14 protein-coding genes are annotated in these 17,997 nt (G+C 70.6%); 12 read left to right on the top strand and 2 right to left on the bottom strand.

All coding sequences use genetic code 11. From position 1 onward, the window contains the following. Positions 1-120 precede the first annotated feature (120 nt). The gene (locus AW271_RS14860) at positions 121-2,805 is read left to right on the top strand and encodes an aminotransferase (RefSeq protein ID WP_062337095.1); all 2,685 of its coding nucleotides are present in this window, start codon (positions 121-123) and stop codon (positions 2,803-2,805) included. Between the two features lie 28 nt (positions 2,806-2,833). After that, positions 2,834-4,225 (top strand): MFS transporter, encoded by a 1,392-nt coding sequence (locus AW271_RS14855; RefSeq protein ID WP_062337093.1) that lies wholly within the window; start codon positions 2,834-2,836, stop codon positions 4,223-4,225. A gap of 8 nt (positions 4,226-4,233) precedes the next feature. Here AW271_RS14855 and AW271_RS14850 read toward each other — a convergent pair whose 3' ends face one another. Continuing rightward, positions 4,234-5,220: an aldo/keto reductase gene (locus AW271_RS14850; protein WP_062337090.1), complete on the bottom strand. Its 987-nt coding sequence runs from the start codon at positions 5,218-5,220 to the stop codon at positions 4,234-4,236. Between the two features lie 189 nt (positions 5,221-5,409). On the opposite strand from AW271_RS14850, the gene AW271_RS39670 reads away from it, so the two are divergent. After that, positions 5,410-5,778 carry a hypothetical protein gene (locus AW271_RS39670; RefSeq protein ID WP_157554160.1) on the top strand — a complete coding sequence of 123 codons (369 nt, stop codon included), beginning with the start codon at positions 5,410-5,412 and terminating at the stop codon, positions 5,776-5,778. Between the two features lie 77 nt (positions 5,779-5,855). Here the strand turns inward: AW271_RS39670 and AW271_RS40695 are convergent, their stop codons facing one another. Further along, a complete protein-coding gene (locus AW271_RS40695) occupies positions 5,856-6,779 on the bottom strand; it encodes a hypothetical protein (protein ID WP_062337088.1) in 924 nt (307 codons plus the stop codon). Between the two features lie 792 nt (positions 6,780-7,571). On the opposite strand from AW271_RS40695, the gene AW271_RS42850 reads away from it, so the two are divergent. The 9 genes from AW271_RS42850 to araA all read left to right on the top strand — a co-directional run bounded on the left by AW271_RS42850 (position 7,572) and on the right by araA (position 17,991). Beyond that, the gene (locus AW271_RS42850) at positions 7,572-8,153 is read left to right on the top strand and encodes a collagen-like protein (RefSeq protein WP_218008053.1); all 582 of its coding nucleotides are present in this window, start codon (positions 7,572-7,574) and stop codon (positions 8,151-8,153) included. A 198-nt stretch (positions 8,154-8,351) separates the two neighbouring features. Beyond that, positions 8,352-9,545: an MFS transporter gene (locus AW271_RS14835; RefSeq protein WP_062337084.1), complete on the top strand. Its 1,194-nt coding sequence runs from the start codon at positions 8,352-8,354 to the stop codon at positions 9,543-9,545. 134 nt (positions 9,546-9,679) lie between these two features. Continuing rightward, complete coding sequence (locus tag AW271_RS14830; protein WP_245653061.1) at positions 9,680-10,672, top strand: ABC transporter substrate-binding protein; 993 nt, start codon at positions 9,680-9,682, stop codon at positions 10,670-10,672. A gap of 74 nt (positions 10,673-10,746) precedes the next feature. After that, positions 10,747-12,246: a sugar ABC transporter ATP-binding protein gene (locus AW271_RS14825; RefSeq protein WP_062337082.1), complete on the top strand. Its 1,500-nt coding sequence runs from the start codon at positions 10,747-10,749 to the stop codon at positions 12,244-12,246. Continuing rightward, entirely contained in the window at positions 12,243-13,274 is a 1,032-nt protein-coding gene (locus AW271_RS14820; RefSeq protein WP_062337080.1) for an ABC transporter permease, read from the top strand. Before AW271_RS14825 ends, AW271_RS14820 begins: the two co-directional genes overlap by 4 nt. Beyond that, a complete protein-coding gene (gene yjfF / locus AW271_RS14815) occupies positions 13,271-14,266 on the top strand; it encodes a galactofuranose ABC transporter, permease protein YjfF (RefSeq protein ID WP_062337078.1) in 996 nt (331 codons plus the stop codon). Before AW271_RS14820 ends, yjfF begins: the two co-directional genes overlap by 4 nt. A gap of 7 nt (positions 14,267-14,273) precedes the next feature. Then, positions 14,274-15,875 carry a ribulokinase gene (gene araB, locus AW271_RS14810; protein ID WP_083976633.1) on the top strand — a complete coding sequence of 534 codons (1,602 nt, stop codon included), beginning with the start codon at positions 14,274-14,276 and terminating at the stop codon, positions 15,873-15,875. After that, positions 15,872-16,519: an L-ribulose-5-phosphate 4-epimerase gene (locus AW271_RS14805; protein ID WP_062337074.1), complete on the top strand. Its 648-nt coding sequence runs from the start codon at positions 15,872-15,874 to the stop codon at positions 16,517-16,519. Before araB ends, AW271_RS14805 begins: the two co-directional genes overlap by 4 nt. After that, complete coding sequence (gene araA, locus AW271_RS14800) at positions 16,516-17,991, top strand: L-arabinose isomerase (protein ID WP_062337072.1); 1,476 nt, start codon at positions 16,516-16,518, stop codon at positions 17,989-17,991. Before AW271_RS14805 ends, araA begins: the two co-directional genes overlap by 4 nt. The last annotated feature ends 6 nt before the right edge of the window (positions 17,992-17,997 follow it).

The following is a 17,997-nucleotide window of genomic DNA, read 5'->3' as shown; positions in this document are numbered from 1 at the left end:
AGCCGCCTCATGCTCGCCGATCCGGCATAGAAGAGCTATCTACCGAAACGGTGACAACTCCGATCACTTCGGTTTGTCGGGCGATGCGAGACTGGGCGACATGACCGGAAATGTCGGCCCATGAACGTCGTCCGTCCTGATGTCACCCTCGACCAGGCCCGAGAGATCGCGGACCGCTGTTTCGGCGTGCACGGCGAGGTCAGGGAGGTCGGCAGCAACCAGGACCGCAACTTCGTCGTCGACGGCCGGTACCTGCTCAAGGTCGCCAACACGGGCTACACCGACGCCGAACTCGACGCCCAGGACGCCGCGCTGCTGCACCTCCGCGACCGGATGCGGGTGCCCGAACCGCAACCCTCGGTCGACGGCGGGCACGTCGCCCGGTTCGGCGACGGGCTGCGGGCCCGGCTGCTGACGTTCGTGCCCGGCACGCCCCTGATCGAGCACGCCCACCTCGCGCCCGTGGTCGTCGCACGGCTCGGCGACCTGGCCGGGCGGCTCGTCTCCCACCTCGCCGACCTCGACCACCCCGGCCTCGACCGCGTCTCCCAGTGGGACCTGCGCCGGGCCCGGACCGAGATCGACCAGATGATCGGCTCGTTGTCGACCGGCCGCGACCTCGTGCGCCGGGCCGCCGACCTGGCCTGCGACCGGCTCGACTCCCTCGCGGGCGACCTGCGGACCCAGGCCGTCCACGGCGACCTCACCGACGACAACGTGGTCTGCTCGATCGGCCGCGACGGGCGGCCGGTGCCCGACGGCGTGATCGACTTCGGCGACCTCGGGCACGGCTGGATCGTCGGCGAGCTCGCGGTGACCTGCGCGTCGCTGCTGCACCACGCGCCCGACCGGCCGCTGGCGATCCTCCCGGCGGTGCGCGCCTTCCAGCGGGTGGTGCCGCTGACCGGCGACGAGCTGGCCGCGCTCTGGCCGGCGATCGTGGCGCGCACGGCGGTGCTGGTGGTCAGCGGGGTGCACCAGGCGCTGCTGGAGCCCGACAACGACTACGCGACCGAGCGCCAGGACGCCGAGTTCCGCGCCTTCGAGACCGCGCTGAGCCTGCCGTTCGAGGTGGCCGAGGCGGCGTTCCTGGAGACTCCCCCGGCCCGGTTCACCGGCCCGCCGATCGTGCCGGTGCTGCCGGTGCGGGACCTGTCGGTGACGAGCGATCTGCCGGGATCCGTGCTGGAGACGTACACGCCGGAAGAGGGCGTCGCCCACCGGGCCGGCGAGCCCCGGCTGACCGAGACCCGAATCCACTCCTTCGACGCGCCCGCGACGGTCCCGCTCGGCGTCGAGTCGCGTCTCCCGGCGGGCACCCCGGTGCACGCGCCCTTCGACGGCGAGGTGCACCTGGGGGTGCTGCGGGGCGCCACCCTCGACCTGCGGCTGGGCGGGGTCGAGCTCTGGGAGGGCCCGGTCCGCGCCGGCGACCAGATCGGCGCCGTCTCCGGCCCCGTCTACGCCACCCTCTGCTCGGTACGGGACCTCGAACCCCCGGCCTTCGTCACCCCCGAGGAGGCGGCCGCCTGGCAGGCCGTCTGCCCCAACCCCGGCCCCCTGTTCGGCATCCGCCCGGCCCCCGAGGAGGCGCCCTTCTCCCGCGACGCCCTCGCCGACGTCCAGGAGCACTACTACGCCGACCCGCCCCGGATCGAGCGCGGCTGGCGGCAGCACCTCACCGACGTGCACGGCCGCACCTACCTCGACATGGTGAACAACGTCGCGGCGATCGGGCACGCCCACCCGCGCCTCACCGAGGCGGTGGCGCGGCAGCTCGCCCTGCTGAACACCAACTCGCGGTTCAACTACCGCGCCATCGCCGACTTCTCCCGGCGGCTGGCCGACCTGGCCCCCGACCCGCTCGACACGGTGTTCCTGGTCAACAGCGGCTCGGAGGCGGTGGACCTGGCGCTGCGGCTGGTCCAAGTCGCCACCGGCCGCGAGGAGATGCTCTGCGTCGCCGAGGCCTACCACGGCTGGACGACGGCCTCCGACGCCGTCAGCACGTCCACGGCCGACAACCCGGACGCGATGGCCACCCGCCCGGCCTGGGTGCGCCCGGTCCCGGCCCCGCACCGCGACCCCGACGCGCTCGCCAAGGCCCTCGCCATGGTCGGCGAACCGGCGGGCTTCATCGCCGAGGCGTTCTACGGCAACGCGGGCGGGATCCCGCTCCCCGACGGCTACCTGGCGGCCGTCTACGAGAAGGTCCGCGCCCACGGAGGTCTGTGCGTCGCCGACGAGGTCCAGGTCGGCTACGGCCGCCTCGGCCGCCACTTCTGGGGCTTCGAGCAGCAGGGCGTCGTCCCCGACGTGATCACAATCGCCAAGGCCATGGGCAACGGCCATCCGCTGGGCGCGGTCATCACCACCCGGGAGATCGCCGAGACCTACCGCCGGGTCGGCTACTTCTTCTCCAGCGCGGGCGGCAGCCCGGTCAGCTGCGTCACCGGCCTGACCGTGCTCGACGTCATCGAGCAGGAGGGTCTCCAGGCCAACGCGGCCCGGGTCGGCGACCACCTGCGCGACCTCATGGAGACGCTGGCCGCCGAGCACCCGATCATCGGCGCGGTGCACGGCCTCGGCCTCTACATGGGCGTCGAGCTGAACCGGCCCGACGGCTCCCCGGCCACCGAGGAGACCGCGGCGATCTGCGACCGGATGCTGGAGCTCGGCGTGGTCGTGCAGCCGACCGGCGACCACCTGAACATCCTGAAGATCAAGCCGCCGATGGTGCTGACGGAGGACAGCGCCGCCTTCTTCGCCGCCGCGCTGGCCCGCACCCTGTCGGAGGGTTGGTGAATCCCCAGGCGGGGGCAGTGGACGGGGTATGAATCCCCGTCGCTGGCGTGCCCTGGCCGTCTGCCTGGTCCCGGCGTTCATGACGCTGCTGGACGTCTCGATCGTCAACGTCGCGCTGCCCGACATCCAGGCGGGGATCGGCGCCAGCGACAGCGGCCTCCAGTGGGTGGTGTCCGGTTACGCCCTGACCTTCGGCCTCGCCCTCATCCCCGGCGGGCGGCTGGGCGACGCGCGCAGCCGCCGGGCGGTGTTCATGTGGGGCATCGTGTTGTTCACCGCCGCGAGCGCGGCGTGCGGCGCGGCCCAGAACGAGTGGTGGCTGATCGTCGCCCGGCTGGTCCAGGGGGCGGCGGGCGCCCTGATGATGCCGCAGGTCAGCGGCTACATCCAGGAGATGTTCCAGGGCGCGGAGCGCGGCCGGGCCTTCGGCTACCTGGGCGCGGTGATCGGCCTGTCGACCGCCGTTGGACCGCTGCTGGGCGGCGTGCTGATCCAGGTCTTCGGCGAGGAGAACGGCTGGCGCTGGGTCTTCTACGTCAACCTGCCGATCGGCCTGTTGTCGTTGCCGTTCGCGCTGCGGGTGCTGCCCGCCGAGAACGTGCGCCGCACGCTGAAAGCCGGGTTCGACCCCGTCGGCGTGCTGCTGCTGGCGGCCGGGCTGCTGCTGCTCCTGCTGCCGTTCCTGCAGAACCAGCAGTGGCCCGGCGGGGCGAAGTGGCTGCTCGTCCCGGCCGGGGCGGCCGTGCTCGCCGGGTTCGCGCGCTGGGAGCTGCGGGCGGCCCGGCGCATCGAGCCGCTGGTGCACATGGACCTGTTCCGGTCGCGGGCGTTCACCCTCGGCGGGCTGATCGGCGTGCTCTACTTCGCCGGGTTCACCGCGATCTTCTTCGTGTTCACCCTCTTCCTGCAGAACGGCCTGCAGTACTCGGCGCTGATGGCCGGGCTCGCCTCGGTGCCGTTCGCGGTCGGCTCGGGCCTGTCCGCCGGGATCAGCGGACGGCTGGTGCACCGCTACGGCCGGGCGATGGTCGCGTGGGGGTTGTTCATCGTGGCCGTGGGGTTCGTGGCCACGATGCTGGCCGTGCACGCGGTGCCCGGCCGCCACGCCGGATGGGCGGCGGCCGGGCCGCTGCTGCTGTCGGGCCTCGGCAGCGGCCTCGTCATCTCGCCCAACCAGACCCTCACGCTCAGCCAGGTGCCGGTCGGGCGGGCGGGCAGCGCGGGCGGCGTGCTGCAGACCTGGCAGCGGATCGGCTCGGCGGCCGGGATCGCGGCCGTCGGCGCGGTCTACTTCGCCCACCTGGCGACCTCGCGCGGTAACTGGGCCGAGAGCTTCCAGGTCGCCATGCTCACCTCGGCCGCGTTCGTGGTGGCCGCGCTGCTGGTCGCCCTCTACGACCTGTTCGGGCCCGGCCGGTAGCGGGCCGGCTAGTGGGTGGCGTCGAGCGCCGCCCGCTGCTCGGCCGTCAGCTCCAGGTCGACGGCCGCCAGGTTCTCCTCCAGCTGAGCGACTGACGAGGCGCCCGCCAGCGGGATGATCGGCACCTCGTGCCCCATCTGCCAGGCCAGCACGACCTGGTTGGCGGAGGCCCCCGTCTCGGCGGCGATCTCACGGACCTTGGCGAGCCGGGCGTCCACGCCGGGGTGCCGGTAGTCGGGCGGGAACTCCTTGTCGGCCCGCGTGTAGCGGCCCGACAACAACGGCGAGTAGGCCACCAGCACGAGCTCCGGTTCCTCCCTCAGGTACGTCATCAGGTCGGGCCCCGCCGACCCGAGGTTGCCGTCGCGGAACAGGGCGTCCGGGATGTCCACCCGGGGGCGCAGGTAGCTGTGGGAGTACTGGAGGATCTCGTAGCCGGGCAGGCCCCGCCGCGCCGCCAGGGCGCGGGCCCGCTCCACCCGCCAGGCGGCGTGGTTGCTGACCCCGAGCATGCCGACCAGGCCCTCGGCGACCAGCGCGGCGAAGCCCTCGACGGTCTCCTCGACCGGGGTGCGGGGGTCTTCGATGTGCGCGTAGAGGACGTCGATCCGGTCGAGGCCCATGCGCTCCATGCTGCGCTCGGCCGACTCACGGATGATCTTCGCCGACAGGCCCTCGGGGTTGTCGGTGTAGCTCGTGCCGGGGGCCAGCGGCCGGCCGCCGACCTTGGTGGCGATCACGATCTCGCCGCCGACCCCGCGCGAGCGCCGCCAGCGGCCGAGCAGTTCCTCGCTGTGCCCGCCCTGGCCGCCGTCGGTCCAGAAGGCGTAGTTGCCCGAGGTGTCGATGAAGGTCCCCCCGGCCTCCACGAAGCGGTCGAGGATCGCGAAGCTGGTCGCCTCGTCGGTCACCGAACCGAACAACATCGCCCCCAGCGACAGCACGCTCACCTCGCGCCGGGTCGCGGGCGTGGCGCCGATCGTGCGGTATCTCATGTGTTCCTCCCGTCGTCGCGACCGAGTCTGCGTGCTGGACCGCGCTCCAGGTCAAGCCGTTACGTCACGACAAATCCAGAAATGTCCGGACGGGCATTTCCCGGTACTCCAACGTATTCGTCATGGGAAGACAACCTTTCCCCTATTCACGGCATCCTGTGGCGTGTTCCCTCGCCATTCGGAGTGTCAATGTCCCGCGTCGCCGTCGCAGTTTCCGTCATATTAGTCATGTCGGGCCTGGGGTTATACGTCCTATTTTGGGCAGATAACCGGACACCATGCGAAGCCGCCGTCGAAATCGTCGCCCAAGTTCAGCAGATTGATCCTAAAAGTCCGAATCTCGCGAACACGCTCACCGTCATCGACGGCCTGGTGGGAGGCCGCCTCGACGACGTCTCGGATCGCGCGAACCCCGTGCTCACCGCTGATCTGACGCGTCTGCGCTCCGCGCTGCGGGGGGTCACGGCCGAGGATCTGAACGATCCGACCAGCGAAGTCCGCGAGACGATGACGAACGTCCTCTCATGTCAGAACGTCGGCGCTTTTCCTGCGCAATAGAAACTCGTTTACGTTAGTTAGCTATGTCCAGCTTTTCGCTTTTTGGTACGCCGGGCACCCTACTCAGCATTACGGAATCAATTCAGATGCCGTAATTCGGATGCACGTACCAAAGAGCATGGACTGACATGACTTTTCAGGATAAAGGGCGCGAGCTCGGTCGTCGCGCCGTCCGCGGCGCCAAGGCGCTCGCCGTCGCTGTGGCGGCGAGCGGCCTGGTTCTCACCGGGGCCACCGGCGTCAGCGCCAGCAGTTCGGCCGTCGCCGACGCGAGTGTGCTGAGCGACAACATCGGCGCCATCGGCTGGAAGTTCCACGAGAAGCGGCCGCTGAAGCGCGTCAAGATCAAGGTGATCAAGCGCTTCCGCCACCACCACCACAGGCACCACCGCTTCTTCCACCGTCACCACCGCCAGCACTTCGTCCACCGCAGCCACCACCACTGTGACCACGGCCACCACCACGGCGGCCACCACGGCTGGGACGGCGACCACGAGGGCGGCTGGAGCGACGACGAGGGCGGCTGGGGCGCGACCGGCGGCTGGGGCGGCGACGGCGACTGGGGCCACGGTCACCACGGCCACCACTTCGGCGACCGCTGCAACTTCCACCACCACGTGCACGAGCGGCACCACCACCGCCGCGACCACCACCGCTTCGAGGAGCACCACAAGCACCACAAGAAGAAGCACCGCCACCACCACGAAGAGGAAGAGCACCACGGCCACCACGGCCACCACGACCACGGGCACCACGGCCACCACGACCACGGGCACCACGACCGCGGCCACCACGGCCACCACGACCGTGGCTGGGACGACAACAACGACCGCGGCTGGGACGACAACAACGACCAGGGCGGCTGGGACGACAACCAGCAGGGCGGCTGGGACAACAACCAGCAGCAGGGCGGTTGGGACCAGCAGCAGCAGCCGCAGCCGCAGGCCGCGCCGCAGGCTCAGCAGGGCGTTCAGGTCCCCGGCACTCAGCAGGCGGCCCAAAACCCTAACGTGCCCGCCAACTCCACGGCCCCTATGCGGGCACAGAGTGTGGCGGGGTGGCACGACGACCCGCGTTGGAAGAAGCCCGTCGTCATCCGCGGTCCGCGTGGCCCGATGGGTCCGCGTGGCCCGATGGGACCCCGCGGCCCGTTCGGACCTCAGGGTCCGGTCGGTTCGCAGGGTCCGTCGGGACCGGCGGGTGGCCCCGCCGGCCCGGTTGGACCTCAGGGTCCTCAGGGCCCCGCGGGCCCGGCTGGACCGCAGGGTCTTGCGGGGACGAACGGTGCCCAGGGTCCGGCGGGCCCCGTGGGCCCGGCTGGACCGCAGGGTTCGGTCGGTCCCCAGGGTCCGATCGGTGAGACCGGTCTGATCGGCCCGGCTGGTCCGGTTGGACCGCAGGGTTCGGTCGGTCCGCAGGGTCCCATCGGTGAGACCGGTCTGATCGGCCCGGTCGGCCCGACCGGCCCGGTGGGTGCGCCCGGCACGCCCGGCACGCCCGGCGCCCAGGGCCCGGCTGGTCCGGTGGGCCCGGCGGGCCCCGTGGGTGGTCTCGGCCCGGTGGGCCCCGTTGGACCTGTCGGTCCGGCGGGTCCCGTGGGTGGCCTCGGCCCGGTGGGCCCGGCTGGACCGCAGGGTCTGCCCGGCACGCCTGGTACGACCGGCCCGGTCGGCCCGGCGGGCCCCCAGGGTCCGGTTGGACCCGCGGGCCCGGGTGGTCCGGCGGGTACGCCCGGCACGCCCGGTGAGACCGGCCCGACCGGTCCGGCGGGTGCTCAGGGCCCGGCAGGGCCCGTGGGCCCGGCCGGCGCGGTCGGCCCGACCGGCGGTGTCGGCCCGGCCGGCCCGGCGGGTGCTCAGGGCCCGGCAGGGCCCGTGGGCCCGGCCGGCGCGGTTGGTCCGGCCGGTGCGCCCGGTCTGACCGGCGCGACCGGTGCGACCGGCCCCGCCGGTCCGCAGGGTCCGTCCGGACCGGCCGGTCCGCAGGGCCCGGCGGGACCGGGGGCAGGGACGTCGGTTTCGCTGTCGCCGCTGCTCCTCGACACCCTCCAGGTGTCGGTCCGGCCGAACGGCCAGACGTGGATCCGCGACCCGCGGACGACGCCGATGTGGCACAACCTGTCCGGGCTGCCTGGCTACCCGGCCAACGTGCAGTCGGTGTCGACAGAGGTCATCATTGACGCTCTGATCCCGCTCCTGCACATCTCGGTTCAGACCACCACCGGTGGCATCCACCGGACGATCTGCACCGTCGGTCTGCCCGTCCCGGTCGTCGGGGGCTTCTTCGCTCCCGGTGCTCCGCTGGGCCCGCCGGCCTACCCGGCGAACTGCACCGCGTGGACCGACCAGACGCCTCCGCTTCGCATGGCCACCTGAGTCTCCGACTCGGGTTCCATGAGAGCTGACGGCTGAGCGAGCCGCGGGCGGCCCAAAGCCGACCGCGGCTCGCGCTGGGAATCTGCCTCACTTGGCAGTCAGAGGGCCGCGTACCCCTTCGGGGGTGCGCGGCCCTTCTGCGTACCCGGAACCTTCCACTAACATCGGGTGATTTCTGTCGCCCTTGGGGGGTTTTGGGTGTCTTACACGGCTACGCGCTGGGCCTGCTACACCGGCTACGTCACCCAGGCCATCGTGAACAACCTGGCCCCCCTGCTGTTCATCGTCTTCCAGACCGCCTACGGGCTGCCGCTGGAAATGCTCGGACGTCTGGTGCTGCTCAACTTCGGCGCCCAGCTGCTGACCGACATCATCGCCGTGCGCTACGTCGACCGGCTCGGCTACCGGGGGCCGCTCGTGCTCGCCCACGTGATGTCGGCGACCGGGCTGGTGCTGCTGGCGGTGGCGCCGTTCGTCGCGCCGACGCCGTACATCGGGTTGTGCGTCGCGGTGGTGGTCTACGCCATCGGCGGCGGGCTGCTGGAGGTGCTGGTCAGCCCGGTCGTCGACGCGCTGCCCGCGCCGCAGGAGGGCAAGGCGGCGGCGATGAGCCTGCTGCACTCGTTCTACTGCTGGGGGCAGGTCGCGGTGGTCGCCGGGTCGACCCTGCTGCTGGCCGGGATCGGCCGCGACGCCTGGTACGTGCTGCCGCTGATCTGGGCGCTGGTGCCGCTGGCGAACCTGGTGGCGTTCCTGCGGGTGCCGATGCCCGAGACCGTTCCCGACGCCCACCGCACCTCGCTGACGTCGTTGTTCCGGACCCCCGCGTTCATCCTCGCGATGGTGCTGATGCTGGCGGCGGGCGCGTCGGAGCTGACCATGTCGCAGTGGTCGTCGTTGTTCGCCGAAGAGGGGCTCGGGGCGTCGAAGGTCTGGGGCGACCTGGCCGGGCCGTGCCTGTTCGCGGTGCTGATGGGCATCGGGCGCATCGTCTACGGGTTGTTCGGGGAGAAGATCCCCCTGGTGCCCGCGATGGTGTTCTCGGGCGCGCTCGCGACGCTCTGCTACCTGTTCGCCAGCCTGTCGGACAACGCCGTGCTGGCGTTCGCGGGCTGCGCGTTGTGCGGCTTCGCGGTGAGCCTGCTCTGGCCGGGCACCTTCAGCCTCGCGTCGGCGCGTTTCCCGCTCGGCGGGGCGGCGATGTTCGGCGTGCTGGCCGTCTTCGGGGACCTCGGCGCGGCGGTCGGACCGTGGACGACGGGGGCCGTGGCCGACGCGACCGGCGGGGGGCTGAGCACCGGGCTGCTGGCCGGAATCGCCTTTCCCGTGCTGGTCGTCGTGGTGTCTCTCGCCTATGGCGCCATGGCTCACAAGCCGGTTGAGCGCATGTGACCGTACCGTGACGAGGCGGACTCTTGACGCTCGTCTATGTTAACGCTCACAGTCGACACGGCAGACCAAGCTTCACTCTGATTCCCGGCCGGGCAAATTGTGTGAGCGCTAACAAATACGGAAGGGACTTGGCCTTGTTCAAGAAGATCATGGCTCTGGTGGCGGTCGGCGTGCTCGCGACCGCGTGCGGCAGTGGCGGCGACACGACGGCCGAAGGCGGCGCCCCCGCTGCCAGCGGTGGCGGCGACTCGACGATCACCATGGGCTTCGCCCAGGTGGGCGCCGAGAGTGGCTGGCGTACCGCCAACACCAAGTCGGTGCAGGAGTCGGCCAAGGCGGCCGGGATCGACCTCAAGTTCTCCGACGCGCAGCAGAAGCAGGAGAACCAGATCAAGGCGATCCGCTCGTACATCCAGCAGAAGGTCGACGTCATCGCCTTCTCGCCGGTGGTCGAGTCGGGTTGGGACACGGTCCTCCAGGAGGCCAAGGCCGCGAACATCCCGGTCATCCTGACCGACCGCGCGGTCGACTCGGCCGACACGACGCTGTACAAGACCTTCCTCGGGTCCGACTTCGTCGAAGAGGGCAAGAAGGCCGGCCAGTGGCTGGTCGAGCAGTACGCCTCCGAGACCGGCGACGTGAACATCGTCGAGCTCCAGGGCACCACCGGCTCGGCCCCCGCCAACGACCGCAAGGCGGGCTTCGGCGAGGTCATCGGCGCCGACCCCAAGTTCAAGGTGATCGCCTCCCAGAGCGGCGACTTCACCCGCGCCAAGGGCAAGGAGGTCATGGACGCCTTCCTGAAGGCCAACCCGGACATCGACGTGCTCTACGCGCACAACGACGACATGGGCCTGGGCGCCATCGAGGCGATCGAGGGCGCGGGCAAGGTGCCCGGCAAGGACATCAAGATCATCACGGTCGACGCCGTCAAGGACGGCATGCAGGCGCTCGCCGACGGAAAGATCAACTACATCGTCGAGTGTTCCCCGCTGCTCGGCCCGCAGCTGATGGACCTGGCCAAGAAGGTTCTCGCGGGTGAGACGGTCCCGACCCGCGTCGTCACCGAAGAGACCACCTTCACCCAGGAGCAGGCCAAGCAGGCCCTGCCGTCCCGTCAGTACTAGGAGCCGGGGGCCGTCCCGCCCTGAGATCGGGGCGGCCCCTTTTCCAATCGAAGGCCAGAAATTGAGGAACGCGCATGGCTGAAGCGATCCTGCGGATGACCGGGATCGGCAAGGAGTTCCCGGGCGTCCGGGCCCTCGACGGCGTGGACTTCCGGCTGCTGCCCGGAGAGGTGCACGCCCTCATGGGTGAGAACGGCGCCGGCAAGTCGACCCTGATCAAGGTGCTGACCGGGGTCTACTCGATCGACAGCGGCGAGATCGAGCTGGCCGGCAACCGGGTGGCCTTCGCCGGCCCGCTGGAGGCCCAGAAGGCCGGCATCAGCACGGTCTACCAGGAGGTCAACCTCTGCCGGAACCTGTCGGTCGCCGAGAACGTCTTCATCGGACGCGAACCGCGGAAGTTCGGCCGCATCGACTGGCGCGAGATGCGCCGCCGGACGAGCGACCTGCTCAGGCAGCTCGACCTGCCGATCGACGTCGCCAAGCCGCTGAGCCACTACTCGCTGGCGATCCAGCAGATGGTGGCCATCGCCCGGGCCATCGACATCGACGCGCGCGTGCTGATCCTCGACGAGCCGACGTCCTCCCTCGACGCCGGCGAGGTCGCGCAGCTCTTCCGGGTCATGCGCCGCCTGAAGGAGCAGGGCATCGCGATCCTGTTCGTGTCGCACTTCCTCGACCAGATCTACGAGATCGCCGACCGCATGACGATCCTGCGCAACGGCCGTCTCGTCGGCGAGTACGTCACCGCCGAACTCCCCCAGGTCGAGCTCGTGGGCAAGATGATCGGCCGCGAGCTGGCCGAGCTGGAGCGCCTCGACGAACGCCCGCCCGCCCGCACCTCCGACACGCTCGTGGAGGCGTCCGAGCTCGGCGGCCGGGTCGCCCCCTTCTCGCTGACCATCCGCGAGGGCGAGGTGGTGGGCCTGGCCGGGCTGCTCGGCTCGGGCCGCACCGAGATCGCCCGGCTGCTGTTCGGCGCCGACCACGCCGCGACCGGCACCCTGCGCATCGGCGGCGACCAGGTCACCCTGCGCACCCCGCGCGCCGCGATGGCCCGGGGGGTGGCGTTCTGCTCGGAGAACCGGCGCGAAGAGGGCCTGGTCCCTGAGCTGACCGTGCGAGAGAACCTTATTTTGGCCCTGCAGGCCCGCCGCGGCTGGAGCCGCCCGGTGCCCCGCAAGAAGCAGGACGAGCTGGTCGCCAAGTACATCAAGGCGCTGAACATCCGCCCGGACAACCCGGAGATGCTCATCAGGAACCTGTCGGGCGGCAACCAGCAGAAGGTGCTGCTGGCCCGCTGGCTGATCCTCGAACCGCGCCTGCTCATCCTCGACGAACCCACCCGCGGCATCGACGTCGGCGCCAAGGCCGAGATCCAGAAGCTGGTCGTCGAGCTCTCCGACGGCGGCATGGCGGTGTTGTTCATCTCCGCCGAGCTCGACGAGGTGCTGCGGCTCAGCCACAAGGTCGCCGTGCTCCGCGACCGGCGGCTGGTCGCCGAGTTGCCCAACGACGACACCCTGACGACGGACGTGCTCATGGAGACGATCGCGAGCGGGGGAGCGAAATGAAGCGCCTCGCCTGGCCGGCGGGCATCCTGGCCGCCCTCCTCCTGGTCAACCTGATCTTCACCGACCACTTCTTCCAGATCGAGATCAAGGAGGGCCACCTCTACGGCTCCCTGATCGACATCTTCCGGTTCGGCGCCCCGCTCATCCTGGTGGCGCTGGGCATGACGCTGGTCATCGCGACCAAGGGCATCGACCTGTCGGTCGGCTCGGTGGTGGCCATCTCGGGCGCGATGGCGTGCCTGCAGATCAGCACCCTCCCGTCGCAGGACTCGATCGGCGGCGTCCTGGGCGCGATCGGCGTCGCCCTCGCGCTGGCCGTCGCGCTTGGTGTGGGCAACGGCTTCCTCGTCGCGATCGTCGGCATTCAGCCGATCATCGCGACGCTGATCCTGATGGTCGCCGGGCGCGGCCTGGCCCAGCTCATCACCGACGGCCAGATCATCACGATCAACAGCGACCCCTACAAGCTCATCGGCGGCGGCTACTGGCTGACGCTGCCGTTCGGCATCATCATCGTGGCCGTCGTGCTCGCGCTGATCGCGTTCGTCACCCGTCGGCTGGCCCTGGGCCTGCTGATCGAGTCGGTCGGCGGCAACGCCGAGGCGAGCCGCCTGTCGGGCATCCGGTCCCACGGCCTGCTGATCGTCGTGTACGCCTTCTGCGCCCTCTGCGCCGGCATCGCCGGCCTGATGATCAGCTCCAACGTGTCCAGCGCCGACGGCAACAACGCCGGACTGTGGATCGAACTCGACGCCATCCTCGCCGTCGTCATCGGCGGCACCTCGCTGGCCGGCGGCCGGTTCTCCCTCGGCGGCACGGTCCTGGGCGCCCTCATCATCCAGACCCTGACCACGACGATCTACTCCATCGGCGTTCCGCCGGAGACGACGCTGCTGTTCAAGGCGCTCGTCGTGACGATCGTCTGCCTGCTCCAGTCGCCGGCGTTCCGGGCCAAGGTCTTCCGATCCCGTAGAAAACCGGCCCCGCCGACGGTGCCCGCCGGGGAGAAAGTGACGGTCCGCACGTGAAAACCCTGGCACTCCCGCGCCAGTTGCCCGGCCGGCTGCCGCGCAACTACCTGCCCGTCCTGGTCACCGGGGCGCTGTTCATCGCGATGTTCACCGCCGGCGGCATCCGCTACGAGGGCTTCGCGACCGGTCAGATCATCCTGAACGTCTTCATCGACAACGCGTTCCTGCTGGTCGTGGCCGTCGGCATGACCTTCGTCATCCTCACCGGGGGCATCGACCTGTCGGTCGGCTCGGTGGTGGCGCTGACCACGATGATCGCCGCCTCCCTGCTGCCGTCGACACCGTCCTTCCTGGTGATCCTGCTGGTCCTGGCGATCGGCGGGGTGCTCGGCGCGGCGATGGGCGCGATCATCCACTACTTCGAGATCCAGCCGTTCATCGTGACCCTGGCCGGCATGTTCCTGGCCCGGGGCCTGTGCTACACGATCGGCACCGACTCGATCCCGATCACCGACCCCACCTTCACGGCCATCGCGCAGACGCGCATCGACCTCGCCCCCGAACTCTGGATCTCCCCCACGGTGCTCATCGCGCTGGCGGTGGTGCTGGTGGCGACGTACACGCTGCACTACACGCGGCTGGGGAGGAACGTCTACGCGGTCGGCGGCAACGAGCAGTCGGCGCTGCTGATGGGCCTTCCGGTGGCCCGGACCAAGATCGCCGTCTACACCGTCAGCGGCCTGTGCTCGGCCCTCGGCGGCCTGCTGCTGTCGTTCTACATGCTCTCGGGCTACGGCCTGCACGCCGTCGGCATGGAGCTCGACGCCATCGCGGCGGTCGTCATCGGCGGCACCCTGCTGACCGGCGGCTCGGGCTACCTGCTCGGGACGGTTCTCGGTGTGCTCGTGCTGGGCCTGATCCAGACGGTGATCAGCTTCGAGGGCACCCTCAGCTCGTGGTGGACCAAGATCGTCATCGGTCTCCTGCTCCTGGTCTTCATCCTTCTCCAGCGCCTCATTGTGACGACAGGAGTCTCGCGTGAACGATGACCGTTATGTGGTGGGAGTCGACTACGGCACCCTTTCCGGCCGGGCCGTGGTGGTCCGGGTCCGGGACGGGGCCGAACTCGGCTCCGCCGTCCATGAATACGCCCAGGGGGTGATCTCCGGACCGACCCCCGACTGGGCGCTCCAGTCGCCCGACGACTGGCGCGACGTGCTGCGCATCGCCGTGCCCAAGGCGGTCGAGTCGGCCGGGGTGGCGCCGTCGGAGGTGATCGGCATCGCCACCGACTTCACCGCCTGCACCATCCTGCCCGCCCTGGCCGACGGCACCCCGCTCAGCGACCGCTTCCCCGACCGCCCGCACGCCTGGCCCAAGTTGTGGAAGCACCACGCGGCCCAGTCGCACGCCGACCGGATCAACGAGCTGGCCGCCGAACGCGGCGAGCCGTGGTTGCCCCGCTACGGCGGCAAGATCTCCTCGGAGTGGGCCTTCGCCAAGGGCCTCCAGCTCCTCGAAGAGGACCCGGAGCTCTACGCGCTGGCCGACCGCTGGATCGAGGCGGCCGACTGGATCATCTGGGAGCTCAGCGGCGTCGAGACCCGCAACGTCTGCACCGCCGGGTACAAGGCCATCCACCAGGACGGCGCCTACCCCTCCGAGGAGTTCCTCACCGCGCTCAACCCCGATTTCGCCGGGTTCACCGCCAAGCTCGGCGCCGAACTCGCGCCGCTCGGCGGCCGGGCCGGGTCGTTGTCGGCCAAGGGCGCCGAGTGGACCGGGCTGCCCGAGGGCATCGCGGTCGCGGTCGGCAACGTCGACGCCCACGTGACGGCCGCCGCGGCCGACGCCGTGCGGCCCGGCCAGATGGTCGCGATCATGGGCACCTCGACGTGCCTGGTCATGAACGGCGAGACCCTCGCCGAGGTGCCGGGCATGTGCGGCGTCGTACGGGACGGGATCGTTCCAGGGTTGTGGGGCTACGAGGCCGGGCAGTCGGCCGTCGGCGACATCTTCGCCTGGTTCGTCGACAACAACGTGCCCGCCTCCTACGTGGCCGACGCGGCCGCGGCGGGCGTGTCCGTCCACGAACACCTGACGTCTCTGGCGGCCGGGCAGGCCGTCGGCGCGCACGGACTGGTCGCGCTCGACTGGTTCGGCGGCAACCGGTCGGTTCTCGTCGACCACGATCTTTCGGGAGTGGTCGTGGGTCAGACGTTGTCAACCAAGCCGGAGGACGTCTACCGGGCGCTGCTGGAGTCGACCGCGTTCGGCTGCCGGGTCATCGTGGAGACCTTCGAGGCGTCCGGCGTGCCGGTCGACGAACTCGTGGTCGCCGGCGGCCTGCTGAAGAACGCGTTCCTCATGCAGACCTACGCCGACGTGCTGCGCAAGCCCCTGTCGGTGATCGACTCCGACCAGGGACCGGCGCTGGGCTCGGCCATCCACGCCGCGGTGGCGGCCGGGGCCTACCCCGACATCCCCGCGGCGGCGGCGGCGATGGGCAAGCGGATCTCGGGGGCGTACACGCCCGATCCCGAGCGCGCCGCGGCCTACGACCGGCTCTACGCCGAATACCGCACGCTGCACGACCACTTCGCCGACGGGGCCGTGCTCCACCGGCTGCGCGCGATCCGGAACGAGGCGTCCAAGTGAAGAAGACCGTCTGCGCCCTGCACGCGGAGCTGGTCCGTTACGGCCTGGTCGCCTGGACGGCGGGCAACGTCTCGGGCCGGATCCCGGGCGAGGACCTGTTCGTCATCAAGCCCAGCGGCCTCTCCTACGACGACCTGACCCCCGACACGATGGTCGTCTGCGACCTCGACGGCAACCTGGTCGAGGGCGACTACGCGCCCTCCAGCGACACCGCCGCGCACGCCTACATCTACCGGCACATGCCCGAGGTCGGCGGCGTGGTCCACACGCACTCGACCTACGCCTCCGCCTGGGCCGCCCGCGGCGAGGCCATCCCGTGCGTGCTGACGGCGATGGCCGACGAGTTCGGCGGCGAGATCCCCATCGGCCCGTTCGCCCTGATCGGCGGTGACGACATCGGCCGCGGCCTGGTCGACACCCTGAAAGGTCATCGCTCCCCCGCGGTCCTGATGCAGAACCACGGCGTCTTCACCATCGGCGCCACCCCCAAAGCCGCCGTCAAGGCGGCCGTGATGTGCGAGGACGTCGCCCGTACCGTGCACGTCGCGCGCCAGCTCGGCTCCGTCATCCCCATCGAGCCGAAACACATCGACGCTCTGTACGACCGCTACCAGAACGTCTACGGACAGAGGAGTTCCAAGTGAAACTGTGGTTCCTGACCGGCAGCCAGTCCCTCTACGGAGACGAGACGCTCGCCCAGGTCGCCGACCAGTCGCGGGCGATCGCGGCCGAGTTGGGCCACGCCCTGCCGTTCGAACTGGAGTGGAAGCCGGTCCTCCTCGACGCCACGTCCATCCGCAACGTGATGCTCGCCGCGAACGCCGACGACGAGTGCGGCGGCGTCATCGCCTGGATGCACACCTTCTCCCCCGCGAAGATGTGGATCGCCGGTCTGGACGCCCTGCGCAAGCCGCTGCTGCACCTGCACACGCAGGCCAACCGCGAGCTGCCGTGGGCCACCATCGACATGGACTTCATGAACCTGAACCAGGCCGCCCACGGCGACCGCGAGTTCGGCTACGTGCAGTCGCGCCTGGGGGTGGCCCGCAAGACCGTCACCGGTCACGTCTCCGACCCGGCGGTGGCCGAGCGGATCTCCGCGTGGGCGCGCGCGGCGGCCGGCCGGGCCGAGGTCGGCTCCCTCAAGCTGGCCCGCTTCGGCGACAACATGCGCGACGTGGCGGTGACCGAGGGCGACAAGGTCGAGGCGCAGCTGCGCTTCGGCGTCTCGGTCAACACCTACGGCGTCAACGACCTGGTCGCGGTGGTCGACGCCCAGGCCGACGCAGACGTGACGGCCCTGGTGAAGGAGTACGAGGAGCTCTACGACGTCGCCGCCGAGCTGCGCAGCGAGGGCGCCCGGCACGAGTCGCTGCGCTACGCCGCCCGCATCGAGCTCGGCCTGCGCACCTTCCTGACCGAGGGCGGCTTCAAGGCGTTCACCACCAACTTCGAGGACCTCGGCGGGCTGCGCCAGCTCCCCGGCCTGGCGGTGCAGCGCCTCATGGCCGACGGCTACGGCTTCGGCGGCGAGGGCGACTGGAAGACCTCGGTGCTGCTCCGCACGCTGAAGGCGATGGTGCCCGGGGGCGCCACCTCGTTCATGGAGGACTACACCTACCACCTGACGCCGAACGAGGAGCTCATCCTCGGCGCCCACATGCTGGAGGTCTGCCCGAGCATCGCCGCCGGGAAGCCGTCGTGCGAGATCCACCCGCTCGGCATCGGCGGCCGCGAGGACCCGGTCCGCCTGGTCTTCGACGCGGCCCCCGGCCCGGCGGTCGTCATCGGCCTGGCCGACATGGGCGAGCGTTTCCGCCTGATCGCCAACGAGATCGACGTGGTCGAGCCGCTGGAGGCCCTCCCCAACCTCCCGGTCGCCCGCGCCGTCTGGAAGCCCCGCCCCGACCTGCGCACCTCCTCGGAGTCGTGGCTGACCGCCGGCGCCCCGCACCACACGGTGCTGTCGGCGGCGGTCGGCGCGGAGGAACTGCACGACTTCGCCGACATGCTCGGCGTCGAGCTCCTCCTGATCGACGCGGACACCACCACCCGCCGGTTCACCAAGGAACTGCGCTGGAACCAGGCGTACTACCGCCTGTCGCAGGGATTCTGAGCCCGC

Origin of the sequence: Herbidospora sakaeratensis, from assembly GCF_001570525.1 — a bacterium.
Classification (GTDB): domain Bacteria; phylum Actinomycetota; class Actinomycetes; order Streptosporangiales; family Streptosporangiaceae; genus Herbidospora; species Herbidospora sakaeratensis.
Note: the sequence above shows the minus strand (reverse complement) of the source record. Positions and strands in the feature narration are given on the sequence as shown.